Origin of the sequence: Hyalangium sp., assembly GCF_045802625.1 — a bacterium.
GTDB lineage: Bacteria > Myxococcota > Myxococcia > Myxococcales > Myxococcaceae > Hyalangium.
Map to the genome: position 1 here is coordinate 1 of NZ_JBJMQP010000023.1, position 22,479 is coordinate 22,479.

Below are 22,479 nucleotides of genomic sequence, written 5' to 3' on the forward strand. Positions count from 1 at the left end.
ACGCCCGAGTGGTTGCGCATGCCCACGCCGACGATGGAGACCTTGGAGATGTTGCCATCGGTCTCCACATCCTCGGCCTTGATGGCCTTGGCGATCTTCTTCACCGTGTCGTTGGCCTTGACGAGGTCCGCCTTGCCCACGGTGAAGGTCAGGTCCGTGCGCCCGTCCTTGGAGACGTTCTGGACGATGAGGTCCACGACGATGCTCTTCTCATCGAGCGCCCCGAAGATCTTCGCCGCCACGCCGGGCACGTCCGGCACGCCGCGGATGGCGATCTTCGCCTCGTTCTTGTCGTAGGCAATACCGCTGACCATTACGTCTTCCATCGAAGAATCCTCCACACACACCAGCGTGCCCGGGTCGTCCGAGAACGAGCTCTTCACCCAGAGCGGCACCTTGTACTTCATCGCGAACTCGACCGAGCGGATCTGCAGCACCTTGGCGCCCACGCTGGCCAGCTCCAGCATCTCCTCGTAGGAGATCCGGTCGAGCTTGCGCGCGGCGGGGGCCACGTTGGGATCGGTGGTGTAGACACCGTCGACGTCCGTGTAGATCTCGCAGGCATCCGCCTTGAGCGCCGCGGCCAGGGCCACCGCCGTGGTGTCCGAGCCACCGCGGCCCAGCGTGGTGACGTTGCCCTCCTCGTCGATGCCCTGGAAGCCCGCCACCACGACGATGTGCTTCTTCTTCAGCGCGGCGCGGATCTTCTCCGAGTCGATGCTCTTGATGCGCGCCTTGGAGAAGTCGCTGTCCGTGACGATGCGGACCTGGCTCCCCATGAAGCTGATGGCCTTCTTCTTGTGCGCCTGGATGGCCAGCGCCACCAGGCCGATGGAGACCTGCTCGCCGGTAGCGGCCACCACATCCTGCTCGCGCTCGTTGGGCCGATCGGTGATCTGCGACACGAGCTTGAGGAGCCGGTTGGTCTCTCCGGACATCGCCGAGACCACCACCACCACGTCATGTCCTGCCTTCTGAGCCGCGATGCAGCGGCGAGCCACATTCTTGATGCGCTCGACGTCGCCAACCGAGGTGCCGCCATACTTCTGGACGATCAGTGCCAAGGTGCTTGAGCCCCTCTCTGCTTGACGGGCGGACCCTATTGAGCGCATCCCCGGCTGTCAAAGCCGACGTGTTACACCTCGCGTGGCTGTCCGTTCGCCCGGGTTGCGCTACGGTTCGCGCCCTTTCGTTGGAGCCCCCATGTCCCTCCCCCGCCTGCTGATTGATGGAGACACCCTGAAGCTGGAGGAGATCCTCCAGGTGGCCCGCCACGCCGTCACGGTGGAGCTGGCCCCCGAAGCCGCCGCCCGGGTCGGCGCCTCCCGCGCCCTTGTGGACCGAGTGGCCGCGGGGGATGAGCCCTCGTACGGCATCAACACTGGGTTCGGCACCCTGGCCGAGGTCCGCATCGACAAGAAGGATCTGCGGGAGCTGCAGCGCAACCTGATCCTCTCGCACTCTGCGGGGGTGGGCTCGCCGCTGCCGCTGGCGGAGGCCCGGGCGCTGCTGCTCTTGCGGTGCAACGTGCTGGCCAAGGGGTACTCGGGCATCCGGCCGGAGACGCTCCACCTGGCGCTGGAGATGTTGAACCGGGGCGTGGTGCCGGTGGTGCCCGAGCGAGGGAGCGTGGGCGCGTCCGGAGATCTGGCGCCGTTGGCGCACCTGGCGCTGGTGTTCATCGGCGAGGGCGAGGCGTTCTACCAGGGCCAGCGGCTCCCGGCCCGGCAGGCGCTGGAGCGAGCGGGGCTGCAGCCGGTGGTGCTGGAGGCCAAGGAGGGCCTGGCGCTGGTGAACGGCACGCAGGCCATGTGCGCGGTGGGCACGCTGCTCCAGCTGCGCGCGGAGATGCTGGCGGATCTGGCGGACCTGGCGGGATCGATGACGCTGGAGGGGCTGCTCGGCAGCCACAAGCCGTTCATCCCGGAGATCCACGAGGTGCGGGCCCACCCGGGCCAGCAGGCGTGCGCGGCGCACCTGCGGCGGCTGCTGGCGGGGAGCGACTTGGTGGAGACGCACGTGAACTGCAGCAAGGTGCAGGATCCATACAGCCTGCGCTGCATGCCGCAGGTGCACGGCGCGGCGCGCGAGGGGCTCTCGTTCGCGCGGCGGATCCTCGAGGTGGAGGTGAACAGCGCCACGGACAACCCGCTGGTGTTCGTGGAGTCGGGGAAGATCGTCTCGGGAGGCAACTTCCACGGGCAGCCGATCTCGCTGGCGCTGGACGTGGCGGCGATGGCGCTGACGCAGCTGTCGGCGATCAGCGAGCGCCGGGTGGAGCAACTGGTGAACCCGTCGTTGTCGGGGCTGCCGCCGTTCCTGGCGAAGAACTCGGGGTTGAACTCGGGGTTCATGATCGCGCAGGTGACGAGCGCGGCGCTGGTGGCCGAGTCCCGCGTGCTGAGCCATCCGGCCTCGGTGGACTCCATCCCCTCCTCGGCGGGCCGAGAGGACCACGTGTCCATGGGCATGACGGCGGCGCTGAAGGCGCGGCAGGTGGCGGAGTTCACACGCTCGTGCCTGGCGATCGAGATCCTGTGCGCGGCGCAGGCGCTGGACTACCGCCAGCCGGTGAAGGCGGGCCGGGGTCCGCAGGCGGCGTACGAGCTGATCCGCCGCAAGGTGCCGACGATGGAGAAGGATCGCGAGCTCCATCGGGACATCGAGGCGGTGAGCGCGCTGATCGACTCGGGCGAGCTGCTGGAGGCCGTGCGCGCCGCCACCGCGTGAGCCAGTTCAGTCCAGGAAGCGGCGCTCCCTGGAGCGCGCTCTGCACCAATTCTGCACGAACATTCCTCGGGAAGTGCACGAGGGCGCCATTCGCAGGGCACGGCGCCCCGCCATCCTGGGGACATGAACTCCACTCCTCCACCCTCTTCGGAGGCGCCCGGCCCTGCCAGCCCGCCGCCGCCTCCTCGCGCGCCAGGCCCCGCCGCTCGAACGTTCCGGTGGCTGGTGCAGCACCACTTCTTCGGCAGTTTTCTCATCGTCGTCTTCGCCACCACGCTCATCGCCAGCCAGGTGACGACCCGGTCCGACTTCGCCAACTCCGAGCTGGCCCGAGACGTGGAGCAGCGGTGGGGCGCTCCCGTGGTGCAGCCCTCCCCCTCGCTCCGCTACGCGCGCAGCGGCACCGTCTTCACCGGGCTCAAGCCCCTGGCCTTCGACAAGCAACACGTCCAGGTGCAGGCCCAGATGAACTACCGCAAGCGCGGCCTGCGCTACTTCTCCGGCTTCGACTTCACCCTCAACGCCGACTACGCCGTGGAGAACCGCGAGGGCCATGACATCGACGTGGCCTTCATCTTCCCCATCGAGATGGACAAGTCCCAGGTGCTCCTGTCGGACCTCCAGTTCCTCGTCAACGGCACCGAGGCGAGCCTGGATCTGGGCGAGTCCGGCAACCGGTTGGTGTGGACAGGCCGGCTCGCCCGGGGCGCCACCGGCGTCTTCTCCATCCGCTACCGCGCTCGGGGACTGGACTCCTTCATCTACAAGATGGACCCCGCGCTGCCTGCTCGGGACGTGCGGCTGAACGTCTCCGTCGAGGGAGGCAACACCTATGACTATCCGGCCCAGGTGCTCGCGGCCACCACGGTGCAGACAGGAGGAGAGTCGGTCGCGCTGGACTGGGTCTTCCACTCGCTCGAGTCCGGCGTCAGCCTCGGCGTCATTCTCCCCTCGGTGGAGCGGTACGACGAGCTGGTGGCCACCATGGCTCGCCGGACGTGGCTGCCCTTCCTCGCGTTGATGGCCGTGCTGGCCGCCTTCAGCCTCCGTCACCGGCGGCCGCTCGCTCTCCACGAGGCGTACCTGATGGCCGCCACCTATGCCTTCTTCTTCATCCTGCTGGCCTACCTGGCGGCCTTCATGAACTTCTACCTCGCCTACGCGCTGACAGCGCTCGGCCTGGGCGCCGCCGTGGTGGGCTATCTGAAGCGGATCTACCCCGAGCAGCCTCGCTCCCAGCTCGCCGCGCTGTGGGCCGCCACCCTCGTGGCGCCGAGCGTCGCCGTCCTGATCGAGGGCTACACCGGCCTCATCTACACCCTGGAGCTGCTCGCCGCGCTCGTGGGGCTGCTGGCCCTCTCCGGCCGCGAGAGCGTGCGGGCCTTCCTCTCGGACCTGCCTTTCGGAGGCGCGCCACCGCACGCCGCCGCCACCCCGGAATCGAGGTGAACCATGTGGAGCTCCTCTCTCGTCCTTGGACTGCTGCTGACCGCGACCCCGACGCCCTCTGGCTCCGCCACCGTGCCGCTCCAGGAGTTGATCCCCTTGTATGTGGAGCGCCAGGCGCCCCCGCCGCCCACGGAGGCCCTGGTGGTGCAGAGCCAGCTCAAGGGCCACCTCACCCCCGAGGCCCTCCTGGTCGAGGCGCACTTCGAGGTGGAGGTCCTGACCTCGGATCGATGGTCCCGGGTGCAGTTGCTGCAGCTCGGCCCCGGCGTGTACCTGACCGGGCTCCCCACGCTGGAGGGTGCCGCGGTGGGAGCCTTGGAGGGCCAGCTCTGCTTCGTGTCCCAGAAGCCCGGCCGCTATTCCTTCGACGTCCGGCTGACCGTGCGCCCCTCGGAGCCCGGCCCGGAGCACTCTGCGGAGCTTCGTTACGGCCCCCACGCCGTGCCGGTGCCGCTGCGGCTGGAGGCGGACACCAACGCCTTCACCCTGCTCGAGCCTCAGAGCATCGGAACCCCCACCCTGGACGTGTACCCACGCCAGGGCGCCATCCGCGTGCGCTGGAGCAGCGTGGCGGCACCGGCCGTGGCCCGGCAAACGGCGCGCCCTCCCCTGGAGCCGAGCATCCCCGAGGCCCAGGCCTCCTGGGTCTCCACGCTGGAAGGAAAGGCCACGGTGCACCTGCGCTACGCGCTGAAGCTGGATCGTGAGCAGGAGTTGGAGCTGGAGCTCCCCCAGGATCTCCACCTCAAGCAGGTCCTCCTCAATGCCCTGCCCCTGGTGGCCACCGAGAAGGACGGACACGTCCGCGTCAAGGTGGCCCCGGCCCGGCTGGGAGAGACCGAGGGGACGCTGGAGGTGATGCTCGCGCAAGAGCTGGGCAGCCTCCATCTCTCGGGGCAGCTCCGGCTGACGCTGCCGCGAGTGGCCTGGCCCGTGGCCTCGCTCTCCGTCCAGGCGCACCTGCCCGCCGTCTTCAACTACCAACGCGAGGGCGGCAGCATGGAGCAGTACGAGTCCTCCGAGCAGGAAGCGCCCGCCTCTCAGGCCCTGCCCGGCAAGGTGCTCCACTTCCGCCAGTTCCTCATGGCGGCCTCGGCTCCCACGCTGGAGCTCGGCTACTCGGTGGACATCTCCCAGAGCTACTTCCGCTGAACGGGCAAGACCGGAGAGGTCTCCGCCACCACGGCGAAGGCCGCTCCCGTCCCCTCCGCGGGGAGCAGTTCCAGGCTCGCGGAGAAGGCGCGCAGCATGGACTGGGCAATGGTCAGCCCCATGCCCGTTCCTCCTCGATCTCGCGCCGTGGTGAAGAAGGCATCGAAGATGCGCTGACGATTGAACTCGGAGATGCCCCGGCCGTTGTCTCTCACCGAGAGCTGAACCCGCCTGCCGCCCTCGAGCGCTTCCACGGCCAGCCGCACGCGCACGTCCTCGCCTCCATGCTGCTGGGCATTGGTGAGCAGCTGCCAGAGCACCGCCTCCAGCACCTCCGCCGGGAGGGCCACCCGAAGCGCTCCCGGCGTCCCCTCCACCTCCACGGCCAGGTGCTCGGCCCGGGCGCGCTCCACGAGCGAAGCCAGCAGCGGTGCGAGCTCGGCCTGAGCAGGAGTGGACTCCAGGGTATCGGCGGCGCCCAGCTCGAGCAGGCGCTGCACCAACCGGGTCAACCGCCGTGCATCCGCGTCGATGTTGGCGAGGAAGCGCTCGCGCTGCTCGGCGGACATGCGCTCGGAGCTCTCGCGCAGCAGCTCCACCGCTCCCTGGATGGAGGCCAGCGGCGTCTTGAACTCGTGCGAGACGTTGGCGGCGAAGGAGCGGATGTACTGGTTGCGATGCCGCAGCGCCGTGGCCATGCCCGCCAGGGCCTCGGAGAGCTCGGCCAGCTCCTCCACCACGGGACGCGCGATGGGCTGGAACCCCGAGGGAGCGCTCGCGGCGATGGCTCGGGTCTGCAGCACCAGGCCACGCACCGGGCGGACCACCAGCGCGGCCGCCACCAGCGACATCAGCGCCACCGCTCCCAGCACCACCAGGCCGGTCGCGAAGAGGTTCCACCGGTCCGCATAGACTGCCTTGGCGAACGTCGGTGGCGTTCGAGAGAGCACCACGACACCCCAGACACGCTCACCCTCGAGGACAGGCAGGGCCACGGTCACTCGCACATCGGCCGCGCGGCTCAAGGAGTCGAGCGGCGCATCCTCCGGGTCGGGCTTGCGCTGTCTCAGCAAGCTGAAGGGCTCGCCCCGCAGCGCCCGCTGCACCTCCTCCCGCGCGGCGAAGGTGGCGCCCACTCCCGTGGAGCTGCTGGCTACGACCACGCCCTGAAGGTCCACCACGCGAATGCCCGCCAGGGTGGTCCTCGCCGCCTCGGCCAGCAACGGAGAGAGGGCCTCGCCCGCCGCGCGGGCATGGGGCTCCGCCGGAATGGAGGCGAGCGGCGGGTCCTCCGCGGAGGGATGCCGCGTGTTGGAAGCCCGGAGCATCGGGAGGATGGGCCGAAGGGCGCTGCCGTCAGTCACTGGGAAGGGCCAGGGTGAGCTTCGGGCCACGCCATAGCCCTCGCCGGGCCGCTGCTCGTGCAGCAGGGTGCGGTACAGCTCGGCCACGACCGCGCCTTGGGCGATCAGCTCGCCCTCCGTGTCGCGAATGAGCTGGTCGTCATACACGCGGACCAGGATCAAGCCGAGCAAGGCGAGGACGAAGGCCCCCAGCCCCACCGCGGCGAAGACCATCCACAGGCGCGGGCGCAGGCGCCCACGATCACGGGAGCGCGAGCCGATAGCCAAGGCCATGCACCGTCTCGACGACGTCTCCGCCCACAGCGACGAACTTCTGCCGGATGCGGCGCACGTGACTGTCGATCGTCCGATCACTCACCACCGCATCCTCGTAGACGCGAGTCATCAGCTCATCCCGGGTGAAGACCTTGCCGGGCGCACGCAGGAGCGCGGCCAGCAGGTGGAACTCGGTCACCGTGAGCACCACGGCGTGTCCGTCCCACTGAACGCGCCAGTGCTCGAAGTCCATCCGCAGCGGGCCGCGCTCCAGGACTGGCGAGGGCGTGGCGGCAGCCGCGGGCGAAGCCCCAGCGGGCCGGGCCCGGCGCAGCACGGCCTTGATGCGCGCCACCAGCTCGCGCGGGCTGAAGGGCTTGGAGATGTAGTCGTCGCCGCCCAGCTCCAGGCCCAGGATGCGGTCTACCTCATCATCCCGAGAGGAGAGGAAGACGATGGGCACCTCGTGCGCCCGGCGCACCTGGCGGCACATCTCCAGCCCGTCCAGCTCGGGCATCATGAGATCCAGGACGATGAGCGCCGGCAAGGCGCGCTGCACCCGAGCCAACCCCTCGCGCCCGTTCTCCGCCTGCTCGACGCGAAACCCCGCCTGCTCGAGTGCGAAGCTCACCACCTCGCGCAGGTGTGGATCATCGTCGACCACCAGGATGGAAGGGCGTTCGCTCACGGCCGGATGCTACGCCGCCGGCTATGGCTTGACGACCCTGACCGGGCCGAACTGCTCCAGCTCCGCCTTCACCTTCTCATCGCCCACGACCACGATCGTCTGGCTGCCCGAGGAGAAGAGCTTCTTGCCCGCCTCGCGCACCTGCTCGGCCGTGACGGCGTTCACCTTCGGCACGAACTCGCCCACCGCCTCGGGCGGCATCCCCACCACCCAGTAGGTGCCCAGGAGGAAGGCGAATGCGTCCTGGGACTGGCTGCGCAGCAGGTAGGTGCCGGACTGGAAACGCTGGGCCGTCTTCAGCTCCTCGGCGCCCACGTCCGTCACGCCCAGGCGATCCAGCTCGTAGATGATCTCCAGCAGCGCGGCGGCCGTCACCTCGTTGCGCACCTGGGCGCGGACTCGGAAGAGCCCGCCCCGCTGGACGACCATGAGCGCCGAGCCCGGCGAATACGAGTAGCCCTTGTCCTCGCGGACGTTCGCCATCAGCCGGCTGGCGAAGCCTCCTCCGTAGACGCTGTTGGCGACCAGCGCGGGGAAGAACCCCGGCTCGGCCCGATGCGGCCCGATGCGGCCCACCAGGATGTTCGACTGGACGGAGCCAGGACGCGGCACGAAGAGGATCTCCCGGCCCTTGGCGCTGACGACTGGCGGCGTCTCGGCCAGCGCGGGCCCCGTTGCCTTCCACCCGCCAAACGCCTTCGCCACGGCCTTCGAGGCAGCGTCAGGATCGAACGCCCCCGTGATCACGAGCAGCGAGCTGGCGGGCCGGAAGCGGCGCACGAACTCCTTCTTCAGCACGTCGGGGGTGGCGGAGGAGATGACCGCTGGCTCCGGGGCGATGGCGTGGTACGGGTGCTTGCCATACACCGCCGACGCGAAGACCTTGTCCGCGAGGAAGTTGGGCGTCGAGGCCTTTACCTGGAGCTGCTGCAGGGCGTTGGCCTTCGCCAGCTCCACCTCCTGGGCCGGGAACGAGGCGTTCCGGGCGACATCGGCCAGCACCGTGAGCACCGTGTCCACGCCGGTGGCCAGACCATCGGCCTGGAGGTAGATCGCGTCGTCATCCGCATGGACCTCCAGCGAGCCACCGACGGACTGCACCTCCTCGGCAATCTGCCGGCTCGTCCGGCTGGCGGTCCCCTCCTTCAGGGTGTCGGCGAGGAGCTGGGCAAGGCCCTCCTTCCCCTTCGGATCGGCGGCGGTCCCGCCTCGCACGGCGAGCAGCACGGACACCTTCGGGAAGCCCTCGCGCGGCACGAGCCAGAGGGTCAGCCCCTCGGGCGTCGTGGACTTGAGGATCTTCGGGACAGGCAGGGGCTTGTCCTCTGCAAACGGCGGCAGCTCCTTGGGGAGCGGATGGGACTCGCCCGCGAGCACGTGGCTGGCGGCGAGCGAGAGGAGCACGGCGAACGTCCGGATCAGGTTCGTCTTCATGGGCGCGCTCCTCACTTCGTGTTCTGGGCCTGCGGCGTGGCGGGCTTGCCCGGCCGGCGATCAATGACCGTGCGGTTGGCGGGGGTCAGGTACGTCGTGGCCACGCGCTGGAGATCCTCGGAGGTGACCGCGCGGATCTGCGCCGGCAGCTCATTCAACTTGGCGGCATCGCCCAGGAAGGACTGGTTGAGCGCCAGCTCGTTGGCGCGGCCGAGCGGATCCTCCAGCTCCGCGTAGAAGTCCGCCTCCAGCTTCGTCTTCACACGGGCCAGCTCCTCGGCCGGGACTCCCTCCTTGGCGATCTGGGCGATGATCTCTCCCACCGAGGCAGCCACGGCCTTGGCATCCGTCGCCGGCTTGTAGAGGCCGAAGAAGGTCATCAGCGTGGGGCCCTCGATCTCCCACGGGTTGCCCAGCGGCCAGTTGAGCCCACCCTGGATCTGGGAGAGCGCTCCCTTCCCCTTCACCAGCCCCTGATAGAAGCGCGAGGCATCCCCTCCGGCGAGCACCTCGCCCAGCACCGCGGCCGGGACGTAGTCGCGATCGGCCCGGCCCGGGAGCTTGAAGCCGATCGCGATCCCCGGCACCTGCGCCAGCGGATCGCTCTGCGTCAGCCAGCGCTCGGCGGTGTTCGGGCTCTCCGAGACTTCCGAGCGCTTCGGCTGCGGGCGCGAGGGCAGCGCACCGAAGTATTTCTCCACCTTGGCGAAGATCTCCTGCGGCTCCACATCGCCGGAGATGCCGAGGACCGCGTTGTTGACGGCGTAGTACGTCTCGAAGAAGGACTTCACATCCGAAACGGAGGCGGCATCCAGGTCCGTGAAGGAGCCGTAGCCATCATGGGCATTCTCCCACTTGTCGAACGCCTTGCCCGCCACGTCGGTCCAGAAGAACAGGCCATAGGGGCGGTTGAGGACGTTGACGCGGATCTCCTCCTTGACGACCTCCTGCTGGTTCTTGAGGTTCTTCTCGGAGAAGTCGAGCCCCTTCATCCGGTCCGCCTCGAGCCAGAGGATGGCGTCGAGCGCCGAGACCGGAGCCGTGGCGATGTAGTTCGTGTAGTCGTAGCGGGTCGAGCCGTTCAGCATGCCTCCGCCGCCTTGAATGACACGCCCCAGCGTGCCCTTGGGAGAGTTCGGCGTCCCCTCGAACATCATGTGCTCGAAGAGGTGGGCAAAGCCGGTCCGGCCCTTGGGCTCCAGGCGGAAGCCAATCCGGTACACCGTGCTGATCCCAAACGTCGGCGCCGAGTGATCCGGCGACACGACGACGGTCAGCCCGTTGGGCAGCTTCTTGACGAAGACGGGCAGCTTCCAGTTCACCGCCGTGGGGGGCTCGGCAGCGGCGGGCAGGGCCAGCGCGACGGCGAGCGCCAGCGCGGGGATGGAGACTCTCTTCATGCGTGTTCCTCTGGGAGATGAGGCGCGCACCATAAGCGCCCCCGCCAAAGAGGACCAAGCGACGGACGGTTACGCCACCGCGCGCCCCAGCGAGTTCGTCACCACTGTCTGCGTCCCGGTGAGCGCCAGGGGGTTGTGGCGCACGGGGGTCTTCTCCAGCCCGGCGCCGCTCTGCGCCCACCACTGCGCGGCATCCTCTTCGGTCCACCGGCCCGCGTCCGCGCACAGCTCCAGGGCGATCCGCAGCTCACGGGCGTTGGTGAAGCGGGACTCGGGGCGCTTCTCCAGGCACCGGAGGATGGTGCCACACAGGTCATCCGGCAGCTCACGGCCCAGCCGCAGGCTCGGCGGCATGGGCGGCGTGTTCACGTGGTGCGAGCAGATCTCCGCCGCGCTCTCGCCGGTGAAGACATGGCTGCCGGTGAGCAGCGCATAGCCCACCGCGCCCAGCGAGTAGAGATCCGCGCGCCCATCCACCCGCGTCGGCTCGGTGATCGCCTCCGGCGCCAGGTAGTGAGGCGTGCCAGCCACCACGTTCGCTTTGCCGGAGCCCGGCTCCTCGGAGACGCCGAGCTGCTTCACCAGCCCGAAGTCCAGCACCTTCACCATGTCCGGCATGCCCCGGCGGCGGCAGAGGAACAGGTTGGCGGGCTTGATGTCGCGGTGGAGCAGCCCCAGGCCGTGCGCCTCCTCCAGCGCTCCGCACACCTGACGGAGGATGTGGATGACGCGAGCGGGCGGCTGCGGCCCCGCGCCCACCAGCAGGCGCTCCAGATCCACGCCCTCCAGGTACTCCATCACGTAATAGAAGAGGCCCTCGGCGGTGCGGCCGTAGTCGTAGATGGCGATGGTGTTCGGGTGGGTGAGCTGACTGGTGAGCTGCACCTCGCGCTCGAAGCGCTCCAGGCCCTGGCCGTCCGCGTCGGAGCGCAGGAGCTTGATGGCCGTGCGGCGGCGCATCATCGCGTGGCTGGCCAGGTACACATCTCCCATGGCCCCCGCGCCCAGCAGCTCGAGCAGGGTGTACTGGCCCAGCTTGCGCGCGTCTCGCACCTGCTGGCGCAGGCCGTAGACGACCCGGGTGACCAGCGTGGCCATGATGACGGCGATGGCGCTCCACAGCAGCGCATCGAGCGCGGGCAGGAGGAAGCCCTCGGGCGACTGGAGCTGCAGCAGGGCCAGGAAGACCGCATCCGGCAGCACCCCAGCCACCGAGACCCAGAGCGTCCTCCGGACGGAAGTCGGGACAATCACCGCGCGGCAGATCAGCGCCGCGGAGGTGCCCAGCAGCAGCGAGAGGGAGTCATTGTCGAAATAGGCGTCGAACTTCAGCAGGAGGAGCGCGGTCAACAGCCCCCCGGTCTCCAGCCAGCGCAGGCGCCGCGTGGACCTCTTCTCCGCGCGGCACAGCCGCCAGGACGTGAACGCGACCACGACGCTGGCCAGGTGGAAGGCATAGCCCGGCGCGATGATCACGCTCAGCCACGAGACGTGGGCGAACGCGAGCGCCGCGAGGCTGGTGACGACGTAGAAGCCAGCCGCCAGCAGGAAGAGCGTCTTGAAGAGGAACACCAGCCGCTGCTGCAGGAACGCACGCTCCTCTTCCGAGGGGAGCGCCCCGGCAGTGGAGGCCATCGGCTGAGCGAGATCTGGTCCAAGCTGAACCATTCAGAGTGAAGATTCTATCACTGCTGGTGAGCAACAGAGGAGCCTCTACTGGACCCACAGGGCAGCTCTTCTTCTGGGGCCTTCATCGTCCGCCCGCACGGCCCGCGGCTTCGATGAGCAGGTCGGCGTAGCGGTTGCGTGGGTCCTCGGGACGGGTGCCATCGCGGTAGTAGAACGAGAAGGCGTCCCACTCGTCCGGGCGGTTGTCCGTGGCGAACATCCAGGGGGCGATCCCGCCCACGCCCACTCGCCACGCGCAACGCATCCAGCCTCGGTACAGGGCTCGCCGCTCGTCGAGCGAGAACCCGCCCTGGTTGCGCAGGCCGAACTCTCCGAGGAACAGCGGCTTGCCCAGCTCCCTCGCGAGCGCGGCGTGCTCGGAGATCCAGTGGGCCCCGCTCCGGGCCGTGAGATCACTCGGGATACCCCAGGACTCTGGATAGAAGTGCGCGCTCCCGAAGTCGATCGAAGGCGACGCCGTGTTCCCTCGGAAGCTGTTCGACGCATCAAAGAGAGAGGCAGGCGGCCCTCCCCTCCAGAAGGCCGCGTCGTAGCCCTGAAGGGTGGTCTCGAAGCCTTCTTCGCCCGTGCCCACCAGGTGCCCGGGCGCCTGGGCCTTCACCACCGCGGCGAGCTCGTCGACCCAGGCGCGCACCGCCTCCCCTCCCCTGTCCAGCCCGGCGCCACGGGGCTCGTTCAACAGCTCCCAGCCCAGTACGGCCGGATGCGCTCCGTAGCGGATCCCATCGAAGGTGTTGATGCGCGACAGGAGGAAGGTGATGTAGCGCTTGTAGTGCTCGATCACCGTGCGATCGGTGAAGAAGCGGGGATCCCCTTCGACGGGATCCGGCAACCCGGCCCAGGCCACGTACTGGCGCGCGCCGCCATAGGCATCCCAGTAGTTGCCCAGCGGCAGAACGAGCTTCACCCCATGGTGAGCGGCCCGGGTGAGGACCAGATCCAGCGCTCGGAGGCTGGTCTCGTCGTACTCCCCCGGTGCTACCTGGATGGTGGACATCCCTCGCTTGCTCGTAGCGTCGTTGAACGCGAGGGTCCGCACGCCCCAGACTCCGAGCGCCGCGGCCTTGGAGAACACCTCCTCCACGACCGGCGACTCCGGCAGCCCGCTTCGGACATCCCGAGCGGCCTCATCCTGCAGGTAGTACGCGTTGATCAGCACCGACGTGGAGGGCGCATCCCCCAGGAGCACCGGAGGGCTCAGCGGACAGTCCGCGGCCTCCACCTCGAGCTGCTCCAGAGGATCATCGCCGCACGCCGCCAGCAGCGAGAGGATCAGGCACAGAAAGATACGCGGGTCAGGTCCCATCGGCCGAATCGAAGCCGATGATGCGCTCCACGCGCCATAGGCCGGAAGGACTCCCAGGCCTCAGCAGCATCAACCTCGCGCTCTGTCCCACCGCCACCTCGCAGGCGCTCCTCGACGGAAGGGGCACGGTGTCCCCCTCCTTCACAGGCCTGGCGGGCAGTGGCACCACGGTGAGCCCTTGGCCATCCACCGTCTCGACGGCCCCGAACACCCGCAGGTCTCCCAGCTCCGCGATCGTCGCGAGCACCCCAGCGCGCGGCGTCCCCCGCGTCACGCGCACCGCCGGGCTGGCGGCCACTCCAATGTCCGCGACGAACGCGTCACCCGCCTCGCCGAAGACGTGGGCGCCCTTCACGATCACCTGGAGCAGCCCCTTGCTCTCGTTCAGCGGGATGGAGTCGTAGCGTGCCAGCTCCGCCTGCTCCACCCTGCCGCTCGCGAGCGCCTCCAGGGCGGAGACCAGGGCCACGAAGTTCAACCGCAGCAGCGGCCCCTCGGTCTCGGACAGCGGCGCGGGCCACGGCCCTGTCTCAATCAGCACGGGGGGCGTGCCCCAGCGCCCCATGTTGTCGCCGAAGGCGCGGACCTCGAACGCGTCGCTGTACCGCCCAATCTGCCCTGGCGCGAGCGGCTCCACCGCCTCTCGGATGACCGCGCACACCTTCTTCGCCAGCAGGCGCCCGGGGTTGTCACTGCGCGCCTCGTCGAAGGCCGGCGCGAGCAGCGAAATGGAGGCGGGCTTACCCGTCCCCGACACCGCCGTGCGCCAATCCTGGTTGTGGAGGTTGAAGCCGATGGAGGGCTGGATCCGATCCCTCAGCGCCTTGAGCGCCCGGCCCTCGGGCGTCTGGAGCATCAGCGCGTCCCGGTTGATGTCGATCCCCTGCGCGTTGACCCGCTGGAAGCGCTCGGCGCCATCCGGATTGAGCATGGGCACCGCGTGCAGCGTGAGCGCCGAGAGCAGCCCCTCCACTCGAGGCTCCTGCCGGTAGCGCCGCAGGTACTCGAAGATCTCGAACAAGGCCGTGGTGGCGGTGGGCTCGTCGCCGTGCATCTGGGACCAGAGAAGCACGTGCCTGGGGCCGTGGCCGGCCTCCACGTGGTGAAGCGCGCGGCCCTCCACGGAGCGGCCCACCTCCTCCACTCGAAACAGCTCCGGGGCGGACGCCTGGAGCCGCCTCACCCACGCCACCACCTGGGCATGACGCACGAGCGGGAGCGGTGGGCGCTCCTGGAAGCGGACTTCGTCCCAGAGCGCGGCGAGCGAGGAGGAAGAGGAGATGGGGAGCATGAACCGGAGCGCGAGTCTGTGCACAGGAAGGTAGGCACCGGCGGGCGGGATTTGCTATGGGCTAACGGGCCGCAGGCCCCGTTCTTTTGGACTGCAAGTTGTTTCCAACACAGTCGCTCGCCTGAGGCGAGCGGGAGGCGAGACATCCATGAAGCGCTTGTTCAACCCCGTGATGGTGGTGGCGGTACTGACGCTGGCGTCCGCGTGCAAGAAGGTCGAGCAGATCGAGGTGAGCCCCAAGTCGGTGGCGCTCAACACGGCGGGCCAGAAGGAGACCCTGCGGGTCTCGGCTGTCACGGCGGACGGCAAGCCGGTGGACGGCGTGAAGTTCGACTTCTCCTCGGCCGACAAGAACGTGGCGACCGTGGACGCTCAGGGCACGGTGATCGCGGTCAAGAGCGGCTCGACCACCGTCGACGTCAAGGCCAACGACAAGAGCGCCAAGGTCCCGGTGGAGGTGGTCATCCCCGCGAAGATCGTGACCAAGGGCGGGCCCATCACCCTGACGGGGATCGGCACGACGGCGACGATCGACGCGCAGGTGCTGGATGACGCGGGCCGCCCAATGAAGGGCGCTGACGTGGCGTTCGCGAGCGCCGACCCCAAGATCGCCACGGTGAGCGGCAACACGGTGACGGCCACGGGCGTGGGCACCACGTCGGTGACGGCGACCTCGGGCGAGCTGAAGCAGGCCATCCAGGTGATGGTGAAACAGCCCGAGGTGGCGGCGATCTCCATCGAGGGGGCTCCGGCGGACCTGAAGGTGGGCCAGACGGCGATGCTGAACGTCTCTGCCAAGACCGCGGATGGGAAGGCGATCGCTGGCGTGACGCCGACGTTCACCTCCAGCAACGACAAGCTGGCCACCGTGGACGCCACCGGCAAGGTGACGGCCGTGAAGGTGGGCGCCGTCACGATCACCGCCAAGAGCGGCGACAAGACCGCCGTCGCGAAGATCAACATCAAGAAGAAGTAGCCGCGCGGATGGAGCGCACAGGCCGTGGGATCCTGTCCCGCGGGCCTCGTGAGTGAAGGGCTCGGAACCCCAGGGAAGCCTCGGGGACTCCGGGCCCTTCGAGTTTCAGGATGCTGTCATTGGCTTGCTCCCCATTGCGGTTATGCTGAGCCCTTCCCTTCCCCAGGAGACCAGCGGATGGACATGAAGAAGCTGTTCCACGTCCTTGTCGTGGGCGGTGCGGTCATCGGCACCGGCGGTGGTTGTGCCAAGCCGAAGGGCAGCGAAGCTCCGGCTGCCCAGACGCCTCCCTCGGCCCAGACGCCTTCCGCGGCCCCCGCCACGCCTCCCAAGCCTGACTCCGATACCAATGGCACCCCGGCGGCCCCGCCTCCACCTCAGGAGAAGGGGGGCGGAGCCAACGGTTGGTAGGCCTGTCTCTTCCAGTCCCCGTGCGCCAGCGCATCGCCTCCGCGTGGAGCTTCCGCTTCCATGTGGAGCGCGAGGCCCAGGCGCGCTTCTCCCGGCTCGCGCTCTGGATGGAGCAGTCCGGAGCGCCCGAGGCGGTGGTGGAATTGGCCCGCCGCTCGGCCGAGGACGAGCGCCGCCATGCTGCGCACTGCGCTGCGCTTGCTCGTGACTACGGAGCCCCGGTGTCCGAAGAGGCGCCGGTGGTGCTCCCCGAGATCGCTCCCCACTCGCTCTCCTTCTCCCAACGGACGCTCTACGAACTCGTCGCCGCCTGCTGCGTGGCGGAGACCGTGAGCGTGGGCGTGCTGATGCGGCTGCGCTCCGTCGCGGGCGATGAGCGCATACGCGCCGTGCTCCACGAGCTGCTCCAGGATGAGGTCGCCCACAGTCGGCTCGGCTGGGCGTACCTCGCCCATGTGGCGCCCTCGGAGAGCGTCGCCTTCCTGGGCCGCTTCCTGCCGGACATGATCGAGGCCACCGCCGCCGAGGCAGGCCAGCCCACCGCCCTGACTCCCGAGGACGACGACCCGGCCCTGCTCCCCCATGGCGTGCTCCCTCATGCGGAGCGGCGGGCCCTCTTCGCCTCGGCCATGCGTGACGTGGTGATGCCCGGGCTGGAGCAGCACGGCGTCCCCACGGGCCCCGCTCGCGAGTGGCTCGAGCGTCACGGGCTCGGCTAACCCTTCCGAGCATCCAGGGCAGCCTCCGCTTTACCGTCCGCCGATCGTTCGAGCGGCTCGAACACGCTCCTCACACCAGGTGACGCATCACACCGAGAACTCGGGGCCTCCACCTCGCGGGTGGAGTGCGTCCTCACTCTCGAGCCACTGCTCCGCCCTTGGAGGCAGCCATGGCACTCACGAACATCCGGGTCGCGGATCTGCGCAAGGAGCTGACGGAGAAGAACGCTCGCTGGCAGTTGGATCCCCGCTTGAAGGACGTGGACCTGATCCCCCGGCGCACCCTGGGCGCCGACACGAGCACCCTCCCCAAGGCCGTCCAGATCGGCCGGATCGATCTGGCCAGCAAGCTGAGCGTGGAGCTCGCCAACCCGTTCCTGCTCGAGCGCCGCGGAGAGCTGGGCTTCCGCGCGACACGCCCCGTGCTCACGCCGACGCCTCCCGTGACCGAACCTCCCGATGCCGGGCGCGTGGGCCTGCCCATCAAGCGCCCCGTGGTGCTTCCCCCGGCCGCCGGCCTGGCACATGCCACCGCCGTCGACTGGCGTAACCGCTGGGGCTGGCCCTGGATCACCACCGTCCAGGATCAGAACGGCTGCAACGCCTGCTGGGCCTTCGCCGCCACCGCCCTCGTGGAGAGCATGGTCCGCATCGAGCATGCCGTCTGGAGCAAGCGCTCGGAAGGAGACGTGCATGACGGCATCGGCAAGCACTGCGCGGACCTCGGCAACATCGGCGAGGCGCTCGACTGGGTCAAAGCCCACGGACTGGCCGATCCCGCCTGCTACCCCTTCAAGCATGACGACAGCGCCTACGCGCCCACCGCGGATCGCTCGGGCCGCACGGTGAAGATCAGCGACTACTCCTGGGTGGGCGACCTGGAGCAGCAGAAGACGTGGATCGACACCGTCGGGCCGCTCGCCGTCTGCTTCGCCGTGTACGATGACTTCTTCGGCTACGGCTCCGGCGTCTACCACCGCTCCACCCTGCCCTCGAACAAGCTGGCCGGCTACCACTGCGTCCTCATCGTCGGCTACGACGAAACCCAGCGGTGCTGGATCTGCAAGAACTCCTGGAGCGCGGGCTGGGGCGACCAGGGGTACTTCCGCATCGGCTACGGCGAGGCCGACATCGACACCTGGGCCAAGGCCGGCCTGCAGCACACCAACCCCGATCCCTGGACCAAGCGGCGGCTCCACAGCGGCGCCATGCTCGAGAGCGGCAACGGCGCGCTCCACCGAAACTTCGAGATGACCGCCACCCTCGGCTCGCAGATCAAGCACTGGTGGCGGGACAACAGCGCCTCCGGCTTCCCCTGGCACGAAGGCCCCGTCTTCGGTGAGCAGATCGCCGCCTGCCCCACCTTCACGGGCACCACCTACAACCGCAACTTCGAGCTCGTGGCCCTCACCACCAACCGCCGGCTGGCGCACTGGTTCTTCGATCAGGGCAGCGCGCAGTGGCGCTCGGGAGGGACCTTCGGCCCCACCGACACGGCCGGCCTCCCCGGCTTCTGCCAGGGCGACTACGGCGCTCCGGGCAACTTCGAGGTGGTGGTCCGCACCGCCGACGGCCGGCTCGCCCACTGGTGGCGGAGGAACGGCCCGCCCTGGACCTGGAGCGAGAGCACCCGCTTCGCCAGCAACGTCCGCTTCAGCGGCCCCACGCTGCTCCAGACCCACGCCCGCGAGCTGGACGTGGTCTGCGTCCTCAATGACGGCCGCATGCAGCTCTGGCGGCGAGACGATCCCCACGGCGGAGGCTGGGGCGCGCTCGACACGTTCGGCGCGGGCATCGACAGCCCGCCCTGCATGATCGAGGGACAGTTCAGCGCTGGCGACGAGAACCAGACCGGCAACTACGAGCTGTGCGTGGCCGCTGGCGGGCGGATCCAGCACTGGTGGCGAGCCAACTCCGGCGACCGGCGCTGGCGCACCAGCGCCACCTTCGGCCATGACGTGCAGGCTGTGGCCTCCCTGGTCGAGGGCAGCTTCGGCTTCAACCTCGAGGTCATCGCCCTGCGCTTCGATCGGAGGCTCCAGCACTACTGGCGCGACGGCGCGGGCTGGCACGAGAGCGTCATCATCGGGACGACGTGATCATGGACTCGCCTCGACTGATCGAACTCTCCGTGGGGCAGACCCACACCGAACGCCTGCCGGGGCTCGCCGCCGCGGGCTACACCTGGACGTGGAGCGCCGAGGACTCCTCCAACGCCGTGCGGGTCTCGATGCACCGCGCCGTCGAAGTCCCCAAGCCAGGCGAGCTGCCTCCGGGAACCCAGAGCTTCGACGAGTCCGTGGAACTCCAGGCGCTCGCTCCCGGTACGGCGGTGCTCCGCTTCGCGCTGCGGCGCCCTTGGGAGGACACGCCGCGCGAGGTCCGGACCTTCCAGGTGCGCGTCACCGCTGACGTCCGTCCCTCTTCGGAGGAGCCGCGGCGGTGACGGCAGTCACCGGTGGTGACCGTTGTCACCAGGGGCTCCCTGGTGTCTGCGGTCACCACCTCGCTCCCAGCGCTCGGGTCTTGGCGCGTAAGGATTTGAAACTCCTCAAGAGTTCCCTGCGCGAGTCCTCCCACAGGTCGTGGCATGCGGGGTGCAGTAGGGGTCCTCCATACTCACCGACCACTGGTCGGTTTCGAAAAATGGAGCTTCACCATGCGCATCAACCCTTCTGTCGCCGCCACCGTCGCCCGGACCTCTGAGACCTCTTCCACCGCTACCGCCAAGCCCACCGTCGCCTCCAAGGCCAACCCGGAGCTCAAGACGGTCGGCCACTCCATCGTCGACGGCGGCTGCTTCCCGCCCCCGCGCCCGCTGCCTACCCCGCTGCCTCCGATCTCGCTGCCTCCAATCACGCTCCCCCCGATCTTCAAGCCCGCCGACGCCCAGGTGCGCGGCAAGCAGGGCGACCAGCTGCACGAGATCGCCAATGACGTGCGCAACGGCTCCGTCACCGCGAAGGAGTCCGAGCAGCTCCTGAAGGAGCAGCAGGACATCGCCAAGGCCACCCAGTCGGCCATGGCCGACGGCAAGCTCTCCATGGAGGAGCAGCTCAAGCTCAACGTGATGCAGGCCCGCGCCGAGCTGCACATCTACCAGGCCGGCCACAACAGCAGCCGCGAGCTGCTCGCGGGCTTCGACTCGGGGGCGCAGCGCCAGGCGGGCCAGATCGATCGGCTGGCCGACGGCCGCACCAACGGCTCCATCACCAACACCGAGGCCACGGAGCTGCTCGGGCAGCAGGAGCAGGTCTCCGAGGCTCGCACCCAGGCGGGCGGCCTGTTCGGGCGCTTCCTGCTCGACAACAAGCTGAATCAGGCCGACAAGGAGCTCACGTACCACAGCCGGCCGGGCACGCAGTTCCACTTCGAGCCCTTCCCGCACCCGGTGCCGCTGCCGCTGCCCAAGCCGCTGCCCTTCCCCGAGCTGCCGCGCCCGCTGCCGTTCCCGCGCCCGGACGTGCTGCCCGCCAAGCCCTCCTTCGAGATGCCCACGTTCCTCAAGGGCGCCATCGCCGGCTGAGCCCGCGCGGACCCTGATGTACCCACGGCCCCTCCCTCGCCTTGCGCGAAGGAGGGGCTGTGCCGTCTTACGAGCGGGATGCGCGCTCCGCGTTGGCGCGGAAGGCGTCTATCGAGGAGGGTCCGCCGGCCGGAACAGCGCGCAGGCCTGTACGGGCTGGGACGGATACTTCTGCGGCAACAGCAGGCAGAGGATGAACGTGGAGCTCTTCGTCTGCACGTAGCGCGGAGGCGCGGCGCACCGGTGGCAGAGGCTGGTGGGGAAAGGCCGCGGCTCGGGCGGGGATGTCACCTACTCGCCGAAGATCTTGCGGAACAGCCGGAGAACCGAGCGGGACAGCGGCGTGGCCACCGGCTTCACGTTCTCCTTGAAGCCCAGCTCGACCTTGGGCTTGCTCCGTCGGGGATCCGTCGACATGACGCTGAACTCGTCATCCCCTTCGATGGCGGTCCTTACCTTGTCCGCGCGCGTCATGGAGGGAGGCTTGGGTTCCTTCGCCATGGGTGGTCCTCGTGAGTAGCCGTCCATCCTACCCGATTTAGGGCCGTCGCTCCAGCCCTGGCGAGCGTTGTCCGGACAGGCCCAGCGCTCGTCAGGGCGCCCTGCGGGAAGCCGGGCGAAGGCTACTGCACGGAGAACAGGCCGCGCAGCTCCTCGGTGTTGGAGATGGGGTTGCCCGCGTTGCCCTTCGCGGTGGCGCGCCACTGGTAGATGAGGCCCGGAGTCAGCGCCGGCCCGCCGTACGTCACCGAGACATCGCCCGAGGTGCTCGGAGTCACCGACAGGTTCTCCCAGACATTCGTGCCCTGCGAGTCGAACACGCGCAGCTCGTAGGACTTGGCGCTGGAGTACGGCTTCCAGGTGAACTTCGGGGTGCCCGTCACCACCTCGCTCGTCTCACCCGCGCCCGGGCCCACCATCTGGATGGCGCCCGTCACCTTGAACGAGGGGCTCGCGCTCGGCGTGCCGTTGGTCACGGTGATGTGGGAGATCTGCGTGCCCGAGATATTGGGGTCCGGATCCCGCACGTTGCCGTCGTTCTCGAAGGCCGCCAGCACCACGTACTTCCCATCCGGCACGCCGGAGATGGAGAACGCTCCGGAGATGTTCGGCGCGGTGCCCGGCTCCGGCGCGCGCAGCCCCGGCGGCACCTCGCCGCGGATGAGCGCGGTGTTGAAGGTGCTCTCCACCACCATCACCACGCTGGTGCCCGCTCCGTTCGCGCCCGCGACCAGCTGCACGGTGCCGCTCAGCGTCGCGCTCGAGTCCCCCGCCCGGTGGATGGCCACCCCGGTGGTCTCCACGCCCGGCTGCACCGAGACATCCACCGCCGTGTAGTTGGAGCCCTTCACATACGCCTGGGCCTTGTACCCACCGCCCGGCACCACGTTGAACACCTTCCACTGGCCCGAGGTGTCGGCCACGGCCGAGTACGCATGGCCGTTGCCCTCGACCACGACGAGCGCGGATTGGCCCGTGGCCAGCTCCACCGTGCCGGACACCGCCGGGCGGCCCTGCTCCGCCGCCGCCAGTCCGATCAGGCCCACGTCCGTCTGCCCCGAGGAGAACACCCACGGCTTCTCATCCCCCGCGCTGGCGGCGGCCGTGGTGTCGAGGGGCAGCGCCACGCGCAGGCCCGAGGGGAACGGCTGGTAGTTCTGCGCGCCGGCCCGCAGCGTCAACCGCACGGGCACCGGCGTACCCTTGTCATCCGAGCGCTGCGTGGGAATGCGCAGCGCGTAGTGCCCATCCGGGCCGCTCACCGCGATGCCGGAGGCCGGAGCGCCATTGACGTCCAGCGCCGTCACCTCCGCGTTGGCCACCGCCGCGCCCGAGCCCAGATCGAACACCTTGCCCTCCACCTGCAAGGGCGCGAAGCACATGGGCTTGTCCTGGCCGCTCACGCTCTCGCAGACCAGGTTGTCCGAGCACGACTTCGGATCATCCAGCTTGCACTCCTTGTCGCCGCCGCAGGCCGCTGCCATCAGCGCCACCAGCGCCGGCACGATTCGCTTCACCATTTGGGAGATCTCCAGATGTGAGAGATGCCCGGGGAGACCCCGCGACTGTCCGATCAGCCACACCTACA

The 22,479-nt window shown here is 69.1% G+C and carries 19 protein-coding genes; 9 read left to right on the forward strand and 10 right to left on the reverse strand.

Features of this window, described 5'->3' with window-relative positions; translation table 11 throughout:
* Nucleotides 1-1,064, reverse strand: a 1,064-nt coding sequence (locus ACJ8AT_RS04300) for an aspartate kinase (RefSeq protein ID WP_407736262.1), incomplete at its 3' end; no start/stop codon positions are given.
* Nucleotides 1,065-1,203: 139 nt separating this feature from the next.
* On the opposite strand from ACJ8AT_RS04300, the gene hutH reads away from it, so the two are divergent.
* The 3 genes from hutH to ACJ8AT_RS04315 all read left to right on the forward strand — a co-directional run bounded on the left by hutH (nt 1,204) and on the right by ACJ8AT_RS04315 (nt 5,331).
* The gene (hutH, locus tag ACJ8AT_RS04305) at nt 1,204-2,730 is read left to right on the forward strand and encodes a histidine ammonia-lyase (protein ID WP_407736263.1); all 1,527 of its coding nucleotides are present in this window, start codon (nt 1,204-1,206) and stop codon (nt 2,728-2,730) included.
* Between the two features lie 123 nt (nt 2,731-2,853).
* Nucleotides 2,854-4,179 carry a hypothetical protein gene (locus ACJ8AT_RS04310; protein ID WP_407736264.1) on the forward strand — a complete coding sequence of 442 codons (1,326 nt, stop codon included), beginning with the start codon at nt 2,854-2,856 and terminating at the stop codon, nt 4,177-4,179.
* Between the two features lie 3 nt (nt 4,180-4,182).
* Nucleotides 4,183-5,331 (forward strand): hypothetical protein, encoded by a 1,149-nt coding sequence (locus ACJ8AT_RS04315; RefSeq protein WP_407736265.1) that lies wholly within the window; start codon nt 4,183-4,185, stop codon nt 5,329-5,331.
* Here ACJ8AT_RS04315 and ACJ8AT_RS04320 read toward each other — a convergent pair.
* The 7 genes from ACJ8AT_RS04320 to ACJ8AT_RS04350 all read right to left on the reverse strand — a co-directional run bounded on the left by ACJ8AT_RS04320 (nt 5,319) and on the right by ACJ8AT_RS04350 (nt 14,758).
* Nucleotides 5,319-6,968 carry a sensor histidine kinase gene (locus ACJ8AT_RS04320; RefSeq protein ID WP_407736266.1) on the reverse strand — a complete coding sequence of 550 codons (1,650 nt, stop codon included), beginning with the start codon at nt 6,966-6,968 and terminating at the stop codon, nt 5,319-5,321. The genes ACJ8AT_RS04315 and ACJ8AT_RS04320 overlap by 13 nt on opposite strands.
* On the reverse strand, nt 6,937-7,638 hold the full coding sequence (locus ACJ8AT_RS04325; RefSeq protein ID WP_407736267.1) for a response regulator transcription factor: 702 nt from the start codon (nt 7,636-7,638) through the stop codon (nt 6,937-6,939). Before ACJ8AT_RS04325 ends, ACJ8AT_RS04320 begins: the two co-directional genes overlap by 32 nt.
* Nucleotides 7,639-7,659: 21 nt before the next feature.
* Entirely contained in the window at nt 7,660-9,072 is a 1,413-nt protein-coding gene (locus ACJ8AT_RS04330; RefSeq protein ID WP_407736268.1) for a M16 family metallopeptidase, read from the reverse strand.
* A gap of 11 nt (nt 9,073-9,083) precedes the next feature.
* Nucleotides 9,084-10,472 (reverse strand): M16 family metallopeptidase, encoded by a 1,389-nt coding sequence (locus ACJ8AT_RS04335; RefSeq protein WP_407736269.1) that lies wholly within the window; start codon nt 10,470-10,472, stop codon nt 9,084-9,086.
* A gap of 69 nt (nt 10,473-10,541) precedes the next feature.
* Nucleotides 10,542-12,107 carry a serine/threonine-protein kinase gene (locus ACJ8AT_RS04340; RefSeq protein WP_407736270.1) on the reverse strand — a complete coding sequence of 522 codons (1,566 nt, stop codon included), beginning with the start codon at nt 12,105-12,107 and terminating at the stop codon, nt 10,542-10,544.
* 115 nt (nt 12,108-12,222) lie between these two features.
* Nucleotides 12,223-13,467: a cellulase family glycosylhydrolase gene (locus ACJ8AT_RS04345; RefSeq protein ID WP_407736271.1), complete on the reverse strand. Its 1,245-nt coding sequence runs from the start codon at nt 13,465-13,467 to the stop codon at nt 12,223-12,225.
* Nucleotides 13,457-14,758 carry a M14 metallopeptidase family protein gene (locus ACJ8AT_RS04350; protein ID WP_407736272.1) on the reverse strand — a complete coding sequence of 434 codons (1,302 nt, stop codon included), beginning with the start codon at nt 14,756-14,758 and terminating at the stop codon, nt 13,457-13,459. The genes ACJ8AT_RS04345 and ACJ8AT_RS04350 overlap by 11 nt, the downstream gene beginning before the upstream one ends.
* 148 nt (nt 14,759-14,906) lie before the next feature.
* Between ACJ8AT_RS04350 and ACJ8AT_RS04355 the strand changes: the two genes are divergently transcribed.
* From ACJ8AT_RS04355 to ACJ8AT_RS04380, 6 genes are all read left to right on the forward strand, one after another.
* Nucleotides 14,907-15,734, forward strand: a complete 828-nt coding sequence (locus ACJ8AT_RS04355) for an Ig domain-containing protein (RefSeq protein WP_407736273.1) — start codon at nt 14,907-14,909, stop codon at nt 15,732-15,734.
* Between the two features lie 183 nt (nt 15,735-15,917).
* Nucleotides 15,918-16,145, forward strand: a complete 228-nt coding sequence (locus tag ACJ8AT_RS04360; protein WP_407736274.1) for a hypothetical protein — start codon at nt 15,918-15,920, stop codon at nt 16,143-16,145.
* Between the two features lie 20 nt (nt 16,146-16,165).
* Entirely contained in the window at nt 16,166-16,864 is a 699-nt protein-coding gene (locus tag ACJ8AT_RS04365; RefSeq protein WP_407736275.1) for a ferritin-like domain-containing protein, read from the forward strand.
* Nucleotides 16,865-17,034: 170 nt separating this feature from the next.
* Complete coding sequence (locus ACJ8AT_RS04370; protein WP_407736276.1) at nt 17,035-18,963, forward strand: C1 family peptidase; 1,929 nt, start codon at nt 17,035-17,037, stop codon at nt 18,961-18,963.
* A 2-nt stretch (nt 18,964-18,965) separates the two neighbouring features.
* The gene (locus ACJ8AT_RS04375) at nt 18,966-19,310 is read left to right on the forward strand and encodes a protease inhibitor I42 family protein (protein ID WP_407736277.1); all 345 of its coding nucleotides are present in this window, start codon (nt 18,966-18,968) and stop codon (nt 19,308-19,310) included.
* 213 nt (nt 19,311-19,523) lie between these two features.
* Nucleotides 19,524-20,390, forward strand: a complete 867-nt coding sequence (locus ACJ8AT_RS04380) for a hypothetical protein (RefSeq protein WP_407736278.1) — start codon at nt 19,524-19,526, stop codon at nt 20,388-20,390.
* Nucleotides 20,391-20,681: 291 nt separating this feature from the next.
* Here ACJ8AT_RS04380 and ACJ8AT_RS04385 read toward each other — a convergent pair whose 3' ends face one another.
* Entirely contained in the window at nt 20,682-20,891 is a 210-nt protein-coding gene (locus ACJ8AT_RS04385) for a hypothetical protein (RefSeq protein ID WP_407736279.1), read from the reverse strand.
* Nucleotides 20,892-21,013: 122 nt separating this feature from the next.
* Nucleotides 21,014-22,411 (reverse strand): hypothetical protein, encoded by a 1,398-nt coding sequence (locus ACJ8AT_RS04390; protein WP_407736280.1) that lies wholly within the window; start codon nt 22,409-22,411, stop codon nt 21,014-21,016.
* Nucleotides 22,412-22,479: the final 68 nt, after the last annotated feature.

What these genes read in the sequence shown, in the direction of transcription:
- hutH (WP_407736263.1), top strand. Translation starts at nt 1,204, where the DNA reads ATGTCCCTCCCCCGCCTGCTGATTGATGGAGACACCCTGAAGCTGGAG.
- ACJ8AT_RS04310 (WP_407736264.1), top strand. Translation starts at nt 2,854, where the DNA reads ATGAACTCCACTCCTCCACCCTCTTCGGAGGCGCCCGGCCCTGCCAGC.
- ACJ8AT_RS04315 (WP_407736265.1), top strand. Translation starts at nt 4,183, where the DNA reads ATGTGGAGCTCCTCTCTCGTCCTTGGACTGCTGCTGACCGCGACCCCG.
- ACJ8AT_RS04320 (WP_407736266.1), bottom strand. Translation starts at nt 6,968, where the DNA reads ATGGCCTTGGCTATCGGCTCGCGCTCCCGTGATCGTGGGCGCCTGCGC.
- ACJ8AT_RS04330 (WP_407736268.1), bottom strand. Translation starts at nt 9,072, where the DNA reads ATGAAGACGAACCTGATCCGGACGTTCGCCGTGCTCCTCTCGCTCGCC.
- ACJ8AT_RS04335 (WP_407736269.1), bottom strand. Translation starts at nt 10,472, where the DNA reads ATGAAGAGAGTCTCCATCCCCGCGCTGGCGCTCGCCGTCGCGCTGGCC.
- ACJ8AT_RS04340 (WP_407736270.1), bottom strand. Translation starts at nt 12,107, where the DNA reads ATGGCCTCCACTGCCGGGGCGCTCCCCTCGGAAGAGGAGCGTGCGTTC.
- ACJ8AT_RS04345 (WP_407736271.1), bottom strand. Translation starts at nt 13,467, where the DNA reads ATGGGACCTGACCCGCGTATCTTTCTGTGCCTGATCCTCTCGCTGCTG.
- ACJ8AT_RS04350 (WP_407736272.1), bottom strand. Translation starts at nt 14,758, where the DNA reads ATGCTCCCCATCTCCTCTTCCTCCTCGCTCGCCGCGCTCTGGGACGAA.
- ACJ8AT_RS04355 (WP_407736273.1), top strand. Translation starts at nt 14,907, where the DNA reads ATGAAGCGCTTGTTCAACCCCGTGATGGTGGTGGCGGTACTGACGCTG.
- ACJ8AT_RS04360 (WP_407736274.1), top strand. Translation starts at nt 15,918, where the DNA reads ATGAAGAAGCTGTTCCACGTCCTTGTCGTGGGCGGTGCGGTCATCGGC.
- ACJ8AT_RS04370 (WP_407736276.1), top strand. Translation starts at nt 17,035, where the DNA reads ATGGCACTCACGAACATCCGGGTCGCGGATCTGCGCAAGGAGCTGACG.
- ACJ8AT_RS04375 (WP_407736277.1), top strand. Translation starts at nt 18,966, where the DNA reads ATGGACTCGCCTCGACTGATCGAACTCTCCGTGGGGCAGACCCACACC.
- ACJ8AT_RS04380 (WP_407736278.1), top strand. Translation starts at nt 19,524, where the DNA reads ATGCGCATCAACCCTTCTGTCGCCGCCACCGTCGCCCGGACCTCTGAG.
- ACJ8AT_RS04385 (WP_407736279.1), bottom strand. Translation starts at nt 20,891, where the DNA reads ATGGCGAAGGAACCCAAGCCTCCCTCCATGACGCGCGCGGACAAGGTA.
- ACJ8AT_RS04390 (WP_407736280.1), bottom strand. Translation starts at nt 22,411, where the DNA reads ATGGTGAAGCGAATCGTGCCGGCGCTGGTGGCGCTGATGGCAGCGGCC.